13 protein-coding genes are annotated in these 17,657 nt (G+C 51.9%); 10 read left to right on the forward strand and 3 right to left on the reverse strand.

The genetic code is table 11. The annotated features are described in order from the left end of the window. From AC2FCQ_RS02455 to AC2FCQ_RS02475, 5 genes are all read left to right on the forward strand, one after another. Window positions 1-1,362, forward strand: coding sequence for a family 4 glycosyl hydrolase (locus AC2FCQ_RS02455; protein WP_490307483.1), 1,362 nt, complete (start codon window positions 1-3; stop codon window positions 1,360-1,362). Between the two features lie 63 nt (window positions 1,363-1,425). Beyond that, window positions 1,426-2,541, forward strand: a complete 1,116-nt coding sequence (locus AC2FCQ_RS02460) for an ABC transporter ATP-binding protein (protein ID WP_209633552.1) — start codon at window positions 1,426-1,428, stop codon at window positions 2,539-2,541. Between the two features lie 20 nt (window positions 2,542-2,561). Further along, on the forward strand, window positions 2,562-4,256 hold the full coding sequence (locus AC2FCQ_RS02465) for a glycoside hydrolase family 13 protein (protein WP_490307484.1): 1,695 nt from the start codon (window positions 2,562-2,564) through the stop codon (window positions 4,254-4,256). A gap of 1,052 nt (window positions 4,257-5,308) precedes the next feature. Further along, a complete protein-coding gene (locus AC2FCQ_RS02470) occupies window positions 5,309-6,586 on the forward strand; it encodes a lysine N(6)-hydroxylase/L-ornithine N(5)-oxygenase family protein (RefSeq protein WP_490307485.1) in 1,278 nt (425 codons plus the stop codon). A gap of 69 nt (window positions 6,587-6,655) precedes the next feature. Next, window positions 6,656-7,534 carry an ATP-grasp fold amidoligase family protein gene (locus tag AC2FCQ_RS02475; protein WP_209633545.1) on the forward strand — a complete coding sequence of 293 codons (879 nt, stop codon included), beginning with the start codon at window positions 6,656-6,658 and terminating at the stop codon, window positions 7,532-7,534. A gap of 105 nt (window positions 7,535-7,639) precedes the next feature. Here AC2FCQ_RS02475 and AC2FCQ_RS02480 read toward each other — a convergent pair whose 3' ends face one another. After that, entirely contained in the window at window positions 7,640-9,772 is a 2,133-nt protein-coding gene (locus AC2FCQ_RS02480) for a TonB-dependent siderophore receptor (RefSeq protein ID WP_490307486.1), read from the reverse strand. Window positions 9,773-10,186: 414 nt separating this feature from the next. On the opposite strand from AC2FCQ_RS02480, the gene AC2FCQ_RS02485 reads away from it, so the two are divergent. The 4 genes from AC2FCQ_RS02485 (at window position 10,187) to dsdA (ending at window position 14,123) form a co-directional block, all read left to right on the forward strand. Continuing rightward, window positions 10,187-11,629: a GGDEF domain-containing protein gene (locus AC2FCQ_RS02485; RefSeq protein WP_209633541.1), complete on the forward strand. Its 1,443-nt coding sequence runs from the start codon at window positions 10,187-10,189 to the stop codon at window positions 11,627-11,629. A 111-nt stretch (window positions 11,630-11,740) separates the two neighbouring features. After that, complete coding sequence (locus AC2FCQ_RS02490) at window positions 11,741-12,094, forward strand: DUF1428 domain-containing protein (protein ID WP_209633539.1); 354 nt, start codon at window positions 11,741-11,743, stop codon at window positions 12,092-12,094. Between the two features lie 13 nt (window positions 12,095-12,107). Further along, the gene (locus AC2FCQ_RS02495) at window positions 12,108-12,578 is read left to right on the forward strand and encodes a VOC family protein (protein ID WP_209633537.1); all 471 of its coding nucleotides are present in this window, start codon (window positions 12,108-12,110) and stop codon (window positions 12,576-12,578) included. 207 nt (window positions 12,579-12,785) lie between these two features. Then, on the forward strand, window positions 12,786-14,123 hold the full coding sequence (gene dsdA, locus AC2FCQ_RS02500; protein ID WP_490307487.1) for a D-serine ammonia-lyase: 1,338 nt from the start codon (window positions 12,786-12,788) through the stop codon (window positions 14,121-14,123). Between the two features lie 72 nt (window positions 14,124-14,195). On the opposite strand, the gene AC2FCQ_RS02505 is transcribed toward dsdA, so the two are convergent. Next, window positions 14,196-14,846 carry a TetR/AcrR family transcriptional regulator gene (locus tag AC2FCQ_RS02505; protein WP_209634210.1) on the reverse strand — a complete coding sequence of 217 codons (651 nt, stop codon included), beginning with the start codon at window positions 14,844-14,846 and terminating at the stop codon, window positions 14,196-14,198. A gap of 414 nt (window positions 14,847-15,260) precedes the next feature. On the opposite strand from AC2FCQ_RS02505, the gene AC2FCQ_RS02510 reads away from it, so the two are divergent. Then, entirely contained in the window at window positions 15,261-16,622 is a 1,362-nt protein-coding gene (locus tag AC2FCQ_RS02510) for an MFS transporter (protein WP_490307733.1), read from the forward strand. A gap of 102 nt (window positions 16,623-16,724) precedes the next feature. On the opposite strand, the gene AC2FCQ_RS02515 is transcribed toward AC2FCQ_RS02510, so the two are convergent. Beyond that, complete coding sequence (locus AC2FCQ_RS02515) at window positions 16,725-17,612, reverse strand: PhzF family phenazine biosynthesis protein (RefSeq protein ID WP_490307488.1); 888 nt, start codon at window positions 17,610-17,612, stop codon at window positions 16,725-16,727. Window positions 17,613-17,657: the final 45 nt, after the last annotated feature.

Raw genomic sequence — 17,657 nt, forward strand, 5'->3', positions numbered from 1 at the left:
ATGGCTACAAAAATCGTTTTAGTGGGAGCAGGCAGTGCGCAATTCGGTTACGGCACGCTGGGGGATATCTTCCAGAGCAAAACGCTGTACGGCAGTGAGATTGTGCTGCACGACATCAACCCGGCCGCACTGGCGGTGACCGAGAAAACGGCCCGGGACTTTTTGGCCGCTGAAGATCTGCCCTTTACGGTGAGCGCCACGACCGATCGTAAAACCGCGCTGCGGGGCGCAGAGTTTGTGATTATCTCCATCGAAGTGGGCGATCGCTTTGCGCTGTGGGATCTCGACTGGCAAATTCCGCAGCAGTATGGCATTCAGCAGGTGTACGGTGAAAATGGCGGCCCTGGCGGTTTGTTCCACTCGCTGCGGATTATTCCACCGATCCTCGACATTTGCGCTGACGTTGCCGACATTTGCCCCAATGCCTGGGTATTTAACTACTCAAATCCGATGAGTCGCATTTGTACTACCGTGTATCGCCGCTTCCCGCAGCTCAATTTTGTCGGTATGTGTCACGAAATTGCGTCGCTTGAGCGCTATCTGCCGGAAATGCTCGGAACGTCATTCGACAATCTCACGCTGCGTGCCGCCGGGCTCAATCACTTTAGCGTCTTGCTGGAGGCCAGCTACAAAGACAGTGGTCAAGATGCTTATGGCGACGTGCGAGCCAAGGCGCCGGACTATTTTTCCCGTTTGCCAGGCTACAGCGACATCCTGGACTACACCCGTACTCACGGCACATGGGTTCAGACAGAAGGCAGCACCGAGCGAGAGGCGCTGGGTGGCAAAGACAGTGCCTATTCTTGGGCCGATCGCACCCTGTTTAAAGAGATTCTGGAGAAATTCCATCACTTGCCAATCACCGGCGACAGCCACTTTGGCGAGTATATTCGTTGGGCGAATGAGGTCAGCGATCATCGCGGCATCCTCGATTTCTACACCTTCTATCGCAATTACCTGGGCCATGTGCAGCCGAAAATCGAATTGAAACTGAAAGAACGCGTGGTGCCGATCATGGAAGGGATCTTGACGGATTCCGGCTATGAAGAGTCGGCGGTGAATATCCCCAACCTGGGGTTTATTAAACAGTTGCCGGCGTTCATTGCCGTCGAGGTGCCGGCCATTATCGATCGCAAAGGGGTGCATGGCATAAAAGTGGATATGCCTGCAGGCATTGGTGGCTTGCTCAGTAACCAGATTGCTATCCACGATCTGACCGCCGATGCAGTGATTGAAGGCTCGCGCGATTTGGTGATCCAGGCACTGCTGGTGGATTCGGTCAACGACAAATGCCGGGCAATCCCTGAACTGGTCGATGTGATGATCTCACGCCAGAGCCCGTGGCTCGATTATTTGAAATAAGCCGGATAACGGGGCGTGAACTCGCGCCCCGTTAATGCCAACTGCGATGCGAACGGGAGGAATATGGCGCAACTCACGCTGGAAAAACTGCAAAAACGCTATGGCGCTAACGCAGAGGTCATTAAGTCATTGGATTTGCACATCAACAGTGGGGAATTTGTGGTGATTGTTGGCCCCTCCGGCTGCGGAAAATCCACCTTGTTGCGGATGATCGCTGGGCTGGAGGAGATCAGCAGCGGCGGCATGTATATCGATGGTCACTACGTCAACGACGATACGCCGGCAGAACGCGGCATTGGCATGGTATTTCAATCTTATGCGCTTTATCCGCACATGAGTGTCTATAAAAACATGGCGTTTGCACTGGAGTTGGCGGGCCATTCGGCCGAAGAGATCGACCGACGCGTGCGCGACAGCGCCCGTATTTTGCAACTTGAACCCTTGTTGGAACGCCGACCGAAAGATCTTTCCGGTGGGCAACGGCAACGGGTTGCTATTGGTCGCGCCATTGTCCGCGAGCCCAAATTATTTTTGTTCGATGAACCGCTTTCCAACCTGGACGCATCGCTGCGGGTACAAATGCGTATGGAAGTGGCTTCACTGCATAAGCGGCTGGGGTCGACCATTATTTATGTTACCCACGATCAGGTGGAAGCCATGACGCTGGCAGACCGCATTGTGGTGTTGAACCAAGGCCATGTTGAACAGGTGGGCACGCCGCTGGAACTTTATGACCAGCCGGCCAACGAGTTTGTCGCACAGTTTATCGGGTCGCCAAAGATGAATCTGATCCCGGCGATTTTACGGCGCGCCGGTGAAAGCCAAAGCGTGGTCGAGCTGGATAACGGCAAGGCACTGGTGCTGCCGATTGCTACACCCGCTGAGGCAGAAGGCCAGAGCGTAAACGTCGGCATTCGTCCGGAACATATTCGCGGTGGGGAGCATGCGGAGTGCGAGTTTCAAGGCGAAGTGATGTTTGTTGAACACATGGGCAATGAAACCTACCTCTATCTGGATAACGGCAATGCCGGCGAACCCTGGGTGTTGCGCAACCCTGAACGCTCGGCTATTGAGGCCGGTGATACCGTGGGCGTTCGCCTGCCAGTGGAGTGTTGTTATCTGTTCGATCGTCAGGGGCGGGCGTTTCAGCGCATTCTGGCGTCGGAAAAGACGCATTAATTGAGTAAAGGAAACGGGATATGGGCGGCGGACAAAAGGTTCGGTGGTGGAAACAGGCGGTGGTTTATCAAATCTACCCGCGCAGCTTTATGGATTCCAACGGGGACGGTATTGGCGATCTGAATGGCATTACGGCCAAGCTGGATTATTTGCAGTGGCTGGGCATAGACGTGATTTGGATCTGTCCGATGTATCGTTCGCCAAACGACGACAATGGCTACGATATCAGTGATTATCAGGCCATAATGACGGAATTTGGCACCATGGAGGATTTTGACCGTCTGCTGTCAGAGGTGCATGCGCGGGGGATGCGGTTGATACTTGATTTGGTGGTGAACCACACGTCTGACGAACACCCGTGGTTTATTGAGTCACGATCATCCCAATCGAGCGCCAAACGTGACTGGTATATCTGGCGCGACGGTAAAAAAGGGGCGGAACCCAACAACTGGGAGAGCATTTTTAACGGTTCGGCCTGGAAGTATGATCCTGGCAGTGAACAATACTTTTTGCACCTGTTCTCTGAACGTCAACCTGACCTGAATTGGGAGAACCCAGAGGTGCGTACGGCGCTGTACGACATGATGCGTTGGTGGCTGGATAAGGGCATTGATGGATTCCGTATCGACGCCATCTGCCATATGAAAAAGCAGCCGGGGCTGACGGATATGCCCAACCCGCTGGGCCTGCGTTACGTGCCGTCGTTCGAACGTCACCTGAATTATGACGGCCTGCTCGATTATGTCGATGACCTGTGTGAACAGGTGTTCAACCGTTATGACATCATGACCGTGGGGGAAATGAACGGTGCTTCGGCAGAGCAGGGCGAAGATTGGGTGGGTGAACAGCATCACCGGTTGAATATGATTTTCCAGTTTGAGCACGTCAAGCTGTGGGAAACACGGCATCAGCAGGCGCCGGATGCAGGCATGGACGTGATGGGGCTAAAAAGCATCTTTACCCGCTGGCAGACATTGCTGGAAGGGAAAGGATGGAATGCACTGTATGTCGAAAATCACGATATTCCCCGCGTGGTGTCGAAATGGGGCGACGATAAGCAGTATTGGCGCGAAAGTGCTACCGCCATCGCCACGATGTATTTTTTAATGCAGGGAACCCCCTTTATTTATCAGGGACAGGAGCTGGGGATGACCAACACCCGCTTCGACGGCCTGGCTGATTTTAACGATGTTGCTGCCAGAAACCGCTTTGCCATGTTGCGCGAGCAAGGGATGGACGAGGCACACATCCTGGCGTTTCTGGGCCGCAGTGGGCGCGATAATTCGCGTACGCCGATGCAATGGGACGACGGTCCCAATGCCGGTTTCAGCCGTGCCGAACCCTGGTTTAGGGTGAATGCCAACTACGCGCAAATCAACGTGGCGCGTCAGCGAGAAGAACCTGATTCAGTGCTGAACTTTTACCGGGCGTTAATTCGGCTGCGTAAACGGGATCCCGTGTGGGTCTACGGCCGATACCAATTACTCCTGGCGGCACACCCGCAAATATATGCTTACACCCGCACCCTGGATGAGCGGCAGGTATTGGTGTTGTGCAATTTGAGTCGCGAATCTTTGCAGATAGATCCGCACGTGTTGGCCTTGGATAAGGGGCAACGGTTATTGGGCAATTATTGTCATCATGATGAGCAACAATGCCTACGCCCTTATGAGGCTCGGATATACCAATGGCCTGACGCCTCCAGTTTTGATTAAACCATCACGCATTTTCCCGAATACAGCGATTGTGTTCGGGGAATGCCCTTCAGATATTTACCCATAATTCATGGCCACTCTGCAATACGCACCGAATCACAACACACTCTCACCATTGCTTCTTACACCAAAGATTAAAATACGGTCTGGTTATCCAGCAAGATCTGGAACTATGTTAGCAAGGAAACTACTGGAAATTAAAAATCCTACGCCTGAGTGATGGATAAAAAATCGCACGAAATGTTCCTTTTGTATTCTTAGTCGTTGCTCTTTTTTAGCGGAACAGGCTTCGCTCGTTTATTTCCGTCAATTAAGTATCTACATCGCATCGCAGCAAGAGAAAATTTTGCAAAATGTGCAAGACAAGGCGTAAGTGAGCGGAATCTGTACAGATCTCGCCGTGTCAGGGACCGAAGGTCTCCTGATTCATTTGTTTTTCATTGCAAATCATTGATAATAAATGAATGTTTGTATTTTGTGATGCATGCCATTAATGGGGCATATCTACAATGAAGCTTAAACAAAAGTGAAGTTTTATGATTTTTTTACGATTTCACTTTTAATTTTACATTAACAACGCTCGGAAGGGCGTTGATATTATCTTTTTTCACATGCCAGGCAGCCGCTTTAGCGCTAGTCTGGTTAGGCAATGTCTCATTAAGGATGATGCTATGTGGAATAGGGAGATTAACATAGGGACATGTTATGAAATCCTTTGTTAACCTGTTTTTTATTTCCTCAAGATCATTTCCCTAAGCATTCTTTTTTCATGACTCTGCAACGTCTATTTAAAATGAAAGTGAGTTATCAAAAGTAAGATATGTTGGCTCTTTTGTGAGCGTGAGATGACGGGATGCTATGACCATTATAATACCCTGCCCAATGACCGTTATGGTATGACGCGTGGGGAAAAGGGTAATGGTGTCGATTTTAATTAAGACTTTCGCCTTGATGGGTAATTATCCTAATGCCATGCATGATGATAGTTGCGTTATTTCCAAGGCCACAAATAGAGCGCTATAAATCTAATTATTCACTCAGGAGCACACTCAATGAACCAGTGTTTGGACTTTATCGGTATTGGCATCGGTCCGTCCAACCTCAGCATTGCGGCACTTGGAAGCGAAATCGCAGGGTTTAATTGCAAATTCCTCGAGCGTAAACCGCATTTTTCTTGGCATCCAGGCATGATCCTGGCGGACTGCAGTATGCAGACCAACTTTTTGAAGGATTTGGTGACGGCCGTTGCGCCCACCAACCCTTACAGTTTTCTCAACTATCTGGTGAAAAGAAAGAAATTTTACCGTTTCCTCAATACAGAGCAACACACCGTTTCGCGCGAAGAGTTTGCCGATTATCTCAGTTGGGCGGCAACGGGCCTGCCGTCGCTGGCATTCAACCAGGACGTCCAGACCGTGAGTTTTGATGAGAATCAGCGGCATTTTGTTGTCACCACCCAGAATGATGTGTTTTACGCGAAGCATGTCTGTGTCGGTATTGGCAAAAAAATCAAATTGCCAGACTGTGTGACCCAGCAAAATGATCGGTGTTTCCACGCGAGTGAAATGATGTTCCGCAAACCCAATCTGAAGGGGAAGCGTGTGGCAATTGTCGGCGGGGGGCAAAGCGGGGCCGATCTGTTCCTCAATATTTTTCAGGGGGAATGGGGCCAACCAGAACAATTAAGTTGGATATCTCGGCGTAACAACTACAACGCGCTGGACGAAGCTGCCTTTGCTAACGAGTACTTTACGCCTGATTACGTTGAGAATTTCTACACGCTCGGCAGTTCAGCCAAACAACACATGCTGCGCGAACAAAAAATGACGTCTGATGGGATCACCAGCGAGTCGCTTTTGGCCATTTATCGCGCCATGTATCACCAGTTTGATGTCCTTCAGAATAATCGATGGGTACGCCTGCTTCCCAGCCGTTCAGTGACGGCCCTTAACACCAAAGATAATTTTTATCAGTTAGAGACGGAACACCATCTGGATCAGGGGCGGGAAGCCTTTGATGTGGACGTGGTGATCTTTGCTACTGGCTATGAACAGGCCCGCCCCGTGTTTCTTGACGCCTTGTCCGAACGTTTTTCAACCACGGATGACGGGCAGTACCGTATTGCCCCAGATTTTACCCTTGAGCAGGAAGGGGCGCATGAGAACTGTTTGTTTGCCGTCAATGCGAGCATGCATCACCACGGTATTGCCGATCCCCAGCTCAGCCTGATGGCCTGGCGAGCCGCCCGCATTCTTAACCGGGTTCTCGGCCAAAACCAATTTGATTTGAGTACGGCCCCGGCGATCATTCAATGGCGCAGTGAGCCATAACGGCCAATCACGATGACGTTATTGAGTTCTTGTAGGGCACCGCGTTTACCCCATGATGAGACAAGTTGTATGAGAAAACACATTAATAAATTTATCATGAATCAACTGGCAACATTCTCGCCGACCTTTAAAGCGAAATACATATATAAAAAGGCCTTCGGGAAGACATTAAACTTAAACCCTCCAGCCACGTGGAACGAAAAGATAAATTATCTGAAGCTTAACGATTACAGTAACAATGCATTAATCACGCAATGTGCAGACAAATATGCAGTGAGGGAGTATATAAAAGAGAAAGGCTGTGAGGAGATCCTTAATGAACTCTATTTCGCCTGTGACTCTGTTCATGAAATCCCATGGGCGTCTTTGCCGGAAAAGTTTGTGATTAAAGGTAATCACGGTTCTGGTTACAATTTGATTTGCCAGGACAAAGGCTCGCTAGACATTGCACAAGCAGCTAAAACCATTGAAAATTGGATGGAAAGTGACTACTGGAAGGTCTATGCAGAGTTAAACTATAAGAATATTAACAAAAAAATCATTGGTGAAAAGTTCATCGCGTCATCGAGTGGTCAGGGGCCTGATGACTATAAAATATACTGCTTCCACGGTGTTCCTTACTGCACGTTGCTGTGTGTCGGCAGGGAAACCGGCACGCCGAAATATTACTTTTTTGATAAAGACTTCAAATTCTTGTGTTATAGCCAAGACTGTTTGGCACTTAGCCAGGAAGAGATTGACGCCTTTGTGAAACCTGAGGGGTATGACGCGCTCTTTGAGTACGCCAGAATATTATCTGAACCCTTTGAGTTTGTCCGCGTTGATTTCTATATCTCCAACGGCAAAGCTATTTTTGGTGAGTTGACCTTCACACCCTCCGCAGGTATTGATACGGACATGCTCGAATCAACAGATATTTTACTCGGGAAGATGCTTAACCTGAAATAACACCGTACCCACAGAGGATATGTTGTCACCCTGTGAACCCACAGGGTGTTTTTTTATCTTCTGCCGGCAGACACAACTCCCCGGACGGCATCCGGGGAGTCACGATCAGAAATCTACCGTTGCCTGCAGGCTCAGGCTGCGCGGTTCCCCCTCAATGACCCGCAGGTTACCTGCACTGGACGCATAATATTCGCGGTTGAACAGGTTTTTGACGTTCAGCTTGATCTGGGTGTGTTTGCCAACCAGCTTACTGTCCCAAGCGATAAACGCATCTGCCACCGTGTAGGCAGGCATGGTAAAACTGTTTTCCGGATCGCCTGCGCGACGGCCCACATAGCGGCCCCCTCCGCCCAGCCGTACATCACCCGGTACCGCAGGTAGCGTCATGCGGTGGCTGAGATAGAGACTCCCCATGTTGGTTGGGGCGTTCACCAGGCGGTTACCGACGTTATCCGGGTTGAGGTTATCTTCGACAATCTCGGTTTTGTCGTAACTGTAATTGGCGGTCAGATCCCAATTGCGGGCGAGTTCTCCGTTTAGCTCCAGTTCAACGCCGCTAGAGCGCGCTTTTGGAATGCTGCGAGTGACGCCGTTGATAAAGATCGACATATTGTTTTCGTCTATACGGTACAGCGCCAGCATAGCATCGACCACTGGGGTCACTTGCCATTTACCGCCAACCTCGTAGGTAGTGCCGGTTTCAGGCGTAGCAACGTTCCCGTTGTCATCCACGGCCGTGGACGGAGTGAAAGAGCGGCTGTAGTTGGCATACAGTGAAATAGCCGGCGTGAGCTTGTACACCACACCGGCCTGCGGCAGGAATTTGTCATCCTTGTCGTTCAGCGTGTTTTTGGGTTTCAGGAAGCCATTACTGTTGTTTTGGTAATAAGACTGGTAGCGGGCGCCGAGGACGGCAATCCACTGGTCGGTTAAATGAATACTGTCTTTGGCGTAGACCGAACGACTGTACAAGGTGCTGCGTAGATTACTCAGGGCATCATTGTAAGTACTGCTGTTGGTCACCGGCGTTTCACCGTAGGCAGGATCATACATATTGAAGGTTTTTGACACCTTGCCGCGGTAGGAGTAGGCCTTGTAGGTCTCATTTTTCTCATAGTCGACGCCCACCAACAGGTCATGTTGCATGCCAAGTGCGATCGGCGACCCGATCACATCCCAGGAATAATAGTCTGTCTGGTGGTTGAAGCCGCGGTTGGCATCCGCACGGCGTGAAACAATTCCCGTGGCGGTGTCGATCGCCGTGGCACGCACTTCGTTGCTGTCGTAGCGACGTTGCATCCAGGCATAGTTGAAACGGGTGGTCCAGGTGCTGTCCAGTGCGTAGTCATAATGTGCGTTGAGGCGTTTGTTTTTGCCCCATGCGTGGTTGGCATAATCGTCCAGCCGGCGGTTATAAGGAATATCGACAGGCTTGCCATTGATAAAGGCGGTGCCACGGTCATAAGGAATATCGTATTTGTATTCGCTGTAGGCAATGTTGAATGATGCTTTATCGCCAAACCAACTGAGTGACGGTGCAATCAGCGTATGCTCATCGGTGCCAAAATTGCGCCAGTAATCTTCGTGTTGACGCTCGGCAATAAAACGAAAAGCAAAACCGTTGCCGAGTGGCCCGGTGACGTCGACCGTGCCGCTGCCGCCACCAAAACTGTTAGTGGCACCGCTGAGGCGGGTGTTCCAGTCGTATTGCGGTTTTTTACTGATGAGGTTAATGATGCCGCCAGGGCTGAGAATGCCATACAGCAACGACGCCGAGCCTTTAAGCACCTCAACGCGGTCAGTGGTGGCGTCCATGCTCAAGCCCTGATTACTACGAACGCCGTCGATGAATACTGAACCGTCCGAGTTAACACCAAAACCACGTTTGACAAACCCGTCTTCAGTGCCGCCCAGCGTATTACCCTGTGTCACGCCACTGACGAATTTCATGGCATCGTTGACGCTTTTGACCTGGAAGTCGTTAATGACGTCAGGTGTGACAACGCTGACAGATTGCGGCACTTCGCTGAGTGGGGTGTTGGTTTTGCTGGCGGTGGACGCGCTATCCGTGCTGTAGCCCGCTGCCGGCAAGGAGCTGGTTGTGACGGTGAGCGACTCGTCCTCTGCCTGGGCGGCGGCCACAGGCAGTGCCGGTAAGACGCTGACAAGCAGGGGAATTGAACGAAAAACCTGACATTTTTTTGTTTTATTCAGACGATGACTTTCTACCTGGTGCATACAATTCCATATCAAATTAATAAATAATAACAATTATCATTTTTATTATAATTTGCATATGCACGATTTGAATAGTGAATGTTTGTCTGATTGGGGGAAACGCGATCCTGGAGCTTTGCAGCCAAAACCGCGCGCTACGCTTTTGCGCTGTGGTGAAGCGCAATTTGGCCTCGTTTAACACGACGCGCCACAGGCGAGGGAGCATGGGAATTCGGCAACCACATAACGCTACAGATTGATACATAATAGTATTTTTAAAGCGTTAATTAACGGGTGCCAACCCCGCTAAAAGTGGCAATAATATGAGTCTGGCTGCGCGTTTTACGTGCACCGTCAGGCATGGCAGACGGGCTATCCGTTGCCATTATGCAGGCTAGATTTTATCCGTATTCTTCGCAAGCCTCTGGAAGCAAGATGCACACCACCGAGTTATCTGGCGCGACAAAATTACAGCATGCAGTGATCGTTCTTTTGCTGGTGTTTGCAACCTGTATCTTTGGCATTGAAAGCCGACCTACCGGCCTTTTGGCGACATTTTGGCCGACCAATGCCGTGTTGCTGGCCGTTCTGGTGCGTTACCCTAAACTCGCCAGCCCTGTGGGGTGGGCGATGGCCATGCTGGGTTATTTGGCAGCCGATTTACTCACCGGCAGTACGCTGGGCAAAGCCCTATTGCTCAATGGGGCCAATATGGCGGGTGTGGCGGTCGGATATTATCTGTTTATGCTTTTGCCGCCTCAAATTCGAGCCCTGGAACGTACCTCGTCCAGTATTTATCTGTTTGCTATCTGCCTGGCGAGTGCGACCGCAACGGGGTTACTGGGTGCAGGGGCTTCAGTGTTGCTGTTCGGTCGTCAATATCTGCCTTCATTGGCGCTGTGGTTGTCTTCTGAGTTCACCAATTATATTACGTTAATGCCGTTTATTCTGGCTTTACCGGCAGACTGGAAAGGGTATTTGCGCAGCATTACGCAGGCAGTGACCTTGCGCAGTCAGTGGTACAACATCTGCACAAAGGTCGCCGTGTTAATCCTGCTGACGATGGCCTGTATCTGCAGCGTCGTGATTGGCGGCCCCGGCGCGGTGATTTTCCCCATGCCAATCCTGCTGTGGCTGGCGATGACGTTTTCGCTGTTCAGTACGATGATTGCCGTGTTGGCCTATGTATTGTGGTGCCATCTGGCGATTGATCTGGGGCTGATCGCTATTAATCTCGACATGACGATATTGCAAAATACGGTGTCGATGCGGTTGGGCGTGGCGCTTTTGGCGCTGGGGCCGATCGCTGTCGCCAGCATGAATTTTGCCCGAAATGCACTGCTGCGCAGGTTAGAGCACGTAGCGAACCACGATGCGCTGACCCACGTATTAACCCGCAACGCCTTTATGCAGCGTGGCACGCGCCTGGTTAGCCAAAAAGGGGAACGGGTCTGCATTATGATGCTGGATATCGACTATTTTAAATCGATCAATGACCGTTTTGGCCACGCTGGCGGCGATGTGGCGTTGTTGTCCTTTACCCGCGCCATCATGGGGGACCTACGCGAGCACGATCTCTTTGGCCGTATGGGGGGAGAGGAGTTCGCGATCGTGGCGCCGATCGAACAACCGCAAGATGCGATGTCGCTGGCTGAGCGCTTACGTCGACGAATTGAAATTGAATCTATCACCATGCCAGCCGGTAACCATTTGCAAATCACGGTGAGCATCGGCATGGTTACCTGCATTGGCGGTTCCGAACAGAATCTTGACAACCTGTTGAAAATCGCGGACTTAGCAGTATACAAAGCCAAAAACAGTGGCCGGAACCGGGTCGCAACGCCAGAGTTACTCCCTCGAAACACCCCCGACCTTTGAGCCCTCTGCGGTGTAAATGGTTGCCCCCGCCAATGGCGTCTAAAATGGAAGAGGGCGTAGGCAGCTCCGTCTGCGCCACACCGACTGTCGAACAGACAAGAGGAATCTCCGATGAAATATGTTGAAGGTTTTGTGGTGGCGGTACCCGCCGCCAATAAGGAGGCGTACCAAAAACTGGCCGCCGCAACGGCCCCCCTGTTTAAAGAGTTCGGTGCCACGCGGATCGTCGAATGCTGGGGTAATGATATCCCCGATGGCAAACTCACCGATTTTCGTGGTGCGGTTAAGGCTGAAGCTGATGAAGTTGTGGTATTCAGTTGGATCGAATACCCGTCTAAGGCCGTACGCGATGAGGCGAATCAGAAGATGATGACCGACCCGCGTATGAAAGCGTTGGGCGAAAAAATGCCGTTTGACGGCAAGCGAATGATCTTCGGCGGCTTCGAATCTATCCTGGACCAATAGCGGAGGGGATATTGTGAAAATAACCCAACACTTGTGGTTTGAGAAAGACATGGATGCAGCACTACGCTGTTACATCGATCTGATCCCCGGTTCTTCCCTAACCTGGCACTCCACATTGCCTGCCGACACCCCCAGCGGCCCGGCAGGCAGCGTAAAACTGGCGGCTTTTACGCTGGGTGACCAGCGGTATGCAGCGATTGAAGCGGGCCCTTTGGATCCGTTCAACCACAGTTTCTCCATTATGGTCGAATGTGCAGATCAGGCGGAGGTTGATCGCCTGTGGGATGCGTTGAGCGACGGCGGTCGTGTTGAGCAATGCGGTTGGTTGCGCGATCGCTGGGGGTTGAGTTGGCAGATTGTTCCCAAGCGACTGACAGAGCTGATGAACGATCCCGATGCCATGAAGGTAAGAAGGGTAACCGAGGCGATGCTGCAGATGGTCAAACTGGATGTTGCGGCGTTAGAGGCGGCAGCTCGCGGATAACATCGCAGCTAACTGCCCCGCAGTCATATTGGCTGTGGGGCAGTTAGATGATTCAGTGTAATGCAAGGCATCACTGTGGGGTGTAAATTGACACAAATCACCTTTTTGCATCAACCCTGCTCACGCAGGGCTGAATTTTTATCATTTGTCAGCGTCGACGAATCGCTGCACCCTAGAGCTAACCTTTGTGCAGCGTAGAGAACAAAAATGGAAAAGACACAGATTCAGCAATGGGTTACCCAATTCCCGCTGGTGCAGGCACTGATCGACCTTAAACCGGTGACCTGGTTCAACCCACGAGCGACCACGTTGAACGCGGGGCTGCCCTTTGTCGGTCTTGGCGCTGCCGACGTGACCGATGCGGAACAACGGTTAATGCGTTTTGCCCCTTATCTGAGCGCCGCCTTCCCGGAAACGCGCATCACCAACGGGGTGATTGAATCTGATGTCGTCGCGATTCCTGCCATGCAAACGGCGCTCGATCGGCGCTATAGCCTGCCGTTAGGCGGGCGTTTATGGCTGAAAAAAGACAGCCACCTGCCAATCTCCGGGTCGATCAAGGCCCGCGGGGGCATTTACGAGGTGCTGACACATGCAGAGAAACTGGCTCTGGAAGCAGGGAAACTGCAGTTAACGGACGATTATTCCAGGTTGTTCTCGGCGGAGTTCCGCGAATTTTTCAGCAACTACCGCATTGCGGTGGGCTCAACCGGTAACCTGGGTATGTCGATCGGCATTATCAGTGCCAGACTGGGTTTCAGCGTCAGCGTGCACATGTCGGCAGATGCCCGTGAATGGAAAAAGCAGAAGCTGCGTGATAATGGCGTCAACGTAGTTGAATATGCACAAGATTATGGCGTCGCCGTGGAACAGGGCCGTTTGCAGGCCGCGCAGGATCCACACTGTTTCTTTATTGATGATGAAAACTCACAGACGTTATTCCTGGGCTATGCCGTTGCCGGTGGGCGTTTGAAGCGTCAGTTTGACGAGAAAGGCATTCAGGTTGATGCCCAACATCCGCTGTTCGTTTATTTGCCCTGTGGTGTCGGCGGTGGCCCCGGCGGGGTCGCTTTTGGGCTGAAACTGGCTTTTGGTGACCATGTGCACTGCATTTTTGCCGAGCCGACGCACTCACCTTGTATGCTGCTGGGTGTACATACCGGACTGCACGATGGCATTGCCGTTCAGGATTTGGGCATTGATAACCACACCGCGGCAGACGGCCTGGCGGTTGGACGCGCATCCGGCTTCGTTGGGCGCGCCATGGAGCGCCTGCTTTCCGGTTTTTACACGCTCAGCGATGATGAGATGTTTGCGCTTCTGGGGTTGCTGGATCGTCATGAGCACATTCAGCTTGAGCCTTCTGCCTTGGCCGGTATGCCGGGGCCATGGCGTGTCACGGCAGATACCGAGTGGCTGGCAAGTCAGGGGCTGAATGAGGCGCAGATGAAGAGTGCTACCCATCTGGTATGGGCAACGGGCGGTGGTATGGTGCCTGAAGCGGAAATGGCCAAATATTTAGCTAACGCACAACAGGTTGATTAGTGCGACAACAGCCTAAGATCTGGTGCACTTTTACCCCGCAGGATACGTTCTTTCTGAGCGTATCCTTGGTCATCACCGTCCCAACGCCAGGTAACGCAGGGTCGCCACAACCGCCAACTGACGGTTATGAATCACCTGATCTTCGGGCGGTTCATGGCTTTCAAACAGGGTATTAAAAGTATACTGGTTGGCGACATAGTGGAAACACAGGCTGCTGATCAACCGATGCACGTCTGCGGCACTGGCGTCTGGGGTGAACAGCCGCTCTTGTTTACCGCGCTGCAATATCGCCTCCAGAAGTGTCAGTGCGCTCTGATTCAAGGCCTTAATACGTGGTGACTGGCGGATATACTGACCGCGCATCATGTTTTCCATGCAGATCACGCGGATGAAGTCAGGGTGTTCTGCGTGGTAATTAAAGCTTTCTTCTACCAGCCGGGTCATGGCCTCTACCGGGGCCAGTGCTTGCAAATCCAACCCCGTTTCGTGAGCGCGTATATGCAGATATACGTGCTCAAGCACGTCCAGGTAGAGCGATTCTTTATTCTTGAAGTGATAAACCACCATACGTTTGGTGGTCGCAGCCTGCTCTGCAATGTTCTCCATGCGAGCGCCTTTTAGGCCCGCTTCGGCAAACTCAGCCAGTGCCGCAGCGAAAATGCGTTGCTTAAGGCCGACGGGGTCGTTTTTGCGCTTGGTGGCAGGGATCTCATCATTCTTCAAAACATCAGTCACTTATCTTTGTGGGGACACCGGTTAAGAGTAACCGGGGTGACCCGTCAATACAATCCGCCGCCTCTTCACTTTTGAGAAGGGCATCATGTTGCGGAAATGTAAACGAACAGCAATGATAGACGTCTCAACAGCCATTAAACAAGACTATTTTCCACTTTATAACGGCGAGTTTTACGGATGTTAAGGGCAATGACTGGGCAAACGTGCAGCCTAATGTCCTGCTTGGTGCTGACGGGGTGATATCTCTTACTGTTGAAAATGTACCTTTCGGTTCGAAAAACCTCGGATTATCGATAATCTCCGTTGCCGACCCGTGCAGGAATTCTTACAGTAGCAGCACGATAATTCACGGTTTGTTCGATGGTTGAACATGGGCATGCTGAGCGTTTGTGCGAAGGAAAAATTGTGGTTTCAAACGAAATTGATGTTCGAACGCTGATCAACGATCGTCCGATATGTGCCTACCAGAAACTGATCATCTTGCTGGGATTCATTGTTATCGCCCTGGATGGATTCGACATTACCCTGATGGGGTTTATCGCACCGGAGCTGAAAAACGAATGGGGTGTGGGTAATCATCAGTTGGGTATGGTGATCAGTGCGGCGCTGATAGGCCTGACAATAGGGGCATTACTGTCCGGTCCGTTGGCAGACTGGTTGGGTCGCAAAGTGATCATTATCAATAGCGTGTTCTTTTTTGGCGTATGGACGCTGGCCACCGCATTCTCACACAATATTGATCAAATGATTTTCTTCCGCTTTATGACCGGACTGGGGCTGGGAGCGGCGATGCCAAATGTGGGCACGTTGATCTCTGAATATGCACCGGAAAAGAAACGCTCTTTTGTTATCACCGTGGTGTTCTGCGGCTTTACTTTCGGTGCTGCGCTGGGGGGATTTGCCGCATCGTGGATCATTCCGCACAGGGGCTGGCATGCACTTTTATTACTGGGCGGCATACTGCCACTGGTGTGCGTACCGCTGTTAATCGCCAAGCTGCCGGAGTCGGTGCGATTTTTGGTGGCCAAACGTGCCAGCCAGCAACGCATTGGCAAAATTGTGGAAAAACTGGCCCCCGGTAGCACAAATCCCCATACGCGTTACAGGTTGCCGACACAGGTGGAACCCGGCAAAGGCGCAATGCAGATTGTGGTCTCACGACAGTATTGGTTCGGTAGCCTGATGCTGTGGTTGGGCTATTTTATGGCGCTGTTTCTGGTCTATCTGCTGGGCAGCTGGTTACCGACGTTGGTTAAAGGTATCGGCATGAGTGTGGCGCAGGCTGCGGTGATTACCGCTCTGTATCAGGCAGGTGGCACCTTCGGTTCGCTGATTACCGGTTGGCTAATGGATCGGGTTAATCCGCACCGGGCGTTGGGCGTAATCTATTTGTTGGGCGCGTGTTTCACGTTATTGATCGGGCTGGTGGCCCATAGCACGGTCATGCTTGGCATGGTAGCTTTGGCCTGCGGTTTTTGCCTGAACGGCGCGAATACCGGCATGAATGCGCTGTCTGCGCATTATTATCCTACAGAAGCACGGGCTACCGGCTCCAGCTGGATGCACGGCGTTGGGCGTATTGGTGCCATTCTGAGCGCCTTCGCCGGAGCTGAAATGCTGGCGCTGGGGTGGGGGTTCGACCGCATTTTTGCCATTATCGCCATTCCGGCGTTAATCACCGCTTGCGCCATCTTTGTAAAGGGTGCCAAGGGGTATAACCGCCAGGCGCAATTGGCTACCCGCGGCATTGCCAAAGGCCTTTGATCTGCCCAGACCCAGGCACTGCGGTGGTCTCAAGCTTCACTAAATTTAACCCGGCAAAATAGGATGCCGGGCAGGCCACACCCCTGTGCTTATGTGGACGTTTTAAAGCCCCACCGTTTTTGTGCCGATCATAATGGCTTGCCCACCGACGCTAACGCGGCTAATGGTCCGCGCCTGTGTATCAATCGTCACCTGGATCAGAGACGAGCAACCCATGGCTCGCCCTTGCTCGAACAGAAAATGGGTATCGTCGGGCAGGACATGATTGACCAGATAGCATCCCAGAGCGCCACTGGCACTGCCGGTGGCGGACTCTTCACTGATACCGTAGAGCGGTGCGAAATTCCGGCAGTGGGCGGTGATGGGGGCTTGGCGACTCAGTTCAAATACGTGGAAACCGATAGCATCGAATTGGCGGCTCAGGTTGGCGATCGCTTCATCGTCGGGCTGCAGGCTGTCTAACTGGCCAGGCTGTACGGGGACAATGATGTCCGGCAATCCCGTTGAGACCACAGCGATGGGCAAACCGGTCCCCACAATGACCTCGGGGTGAATGCCGAGGGCAAGCGCAACAGATTCAACATCAGGCCCTGGCCGGGTGATAGGGAGAGTCTGCTCCATAACGACATCGTGGGGGCTGACGGCGACACTCAGAATACCGGCTTTGGTTTTTTGGCTATACTGGCCCGGCTTAAGCAGATGGAGCGAAACCAGCGTAGAGAAAACGGCTACCGTCGCATGCCCGCAAAAATCCACCTCGCCTTCAGGCGTAAAAAACTCCACCTTAAAATCTGTGTCGTCACCGGTATAGACGAATGCGGTCTCGGAAAAACCGACCTGCCGCGCAATAGCGATTTTTTGCGTAACGTTCAGGTCGGGCGGGTAGAGAACGACCCCAGCAGGGTTGCCGCCAGAATTCTCCCGGGTAAAGGCGTTCACAAGGTACAGGTTGACGCTGTGTCCAACCGAGTGCGTTGTTGCGTTTTGCATCTGTGGTTCCTGCATTATGGTTTGGTGAATGCTTTCACTCATCAT

It is taken from the genome of Serratia sp. CoH_134_PS_4 (assembly GCF_058190535.1).

Coding starts and splice junctions, on each gene's coding strand:
- AC2FCQ_RS02455 (WP_490307483.1), top strand. CDS start 1: ATGGCTACAAAAATCGTTTTAGTGGGAGCAGGCAGTGCGCAATTCGGT.
- AC2FCQ_RS02460 (WP_209633552.1), top strand. CDS start 1,426: ATGGCGCAACTCACGCTGGAAAAACTGCAAAAACGCTATGGCGCTAAC.
- AC2FCQ_RS02465 (WP_490307484.1), top strand. CDS start 2,562: ATGGGCGGCGGACAAAAGGTTCGGTGGTGGAAACAGGCGGTGGTTTAT.
- AC2FCQ_RS02470 (WP_490307485.1), top strand. CDS start 5,309: ATGAACCAGTGTTTGGACTTTATCGGTATTGGCATCGGTCCGTCCAAC.
- AC2FCQ_RS02475 (WP_209633545.1), top strand. CDS start 6,656: ATGAGAAAACACATTAATAAATTTATCATGAATCAACTGGCAACATTC.
- AC2FCQ_RS02480 (WP_490307486.1), bottom strand. CDS start 9,772: ATGCACCAGGTAGAAAGTCATCGTCTGAATAAAACAAAAAAATGTCAG.
- AC2FCQ_RS02485 (WP_209633541.1), top strand. CDS start 10,187: ATGCACACCACCGAGTTATCTGGCGCGACAAAATTACAGCATGCAGTG.
- AC2FCQ_RS02490 (WP_209633539.1), top strand. CDS start 11,741: ATGAAATATGTTGAAGGTTTTGTGGTGGCGGTACCCGCCGCCAATAAG.
- dsdA (WP_490307487.1), top strand. CDS start 12,786: ATGGAAAAGACACAGATTCAGCAATGGGTTACCCAATTCCCGCTGGTG.
- AC2FCQ_RS02515 (WP_490307488.1), bottom strand. CDS start 17,612: ATGCAAAACGCAACAACGCACTCGGTTGGACACAGCGTCAACCTGTAC.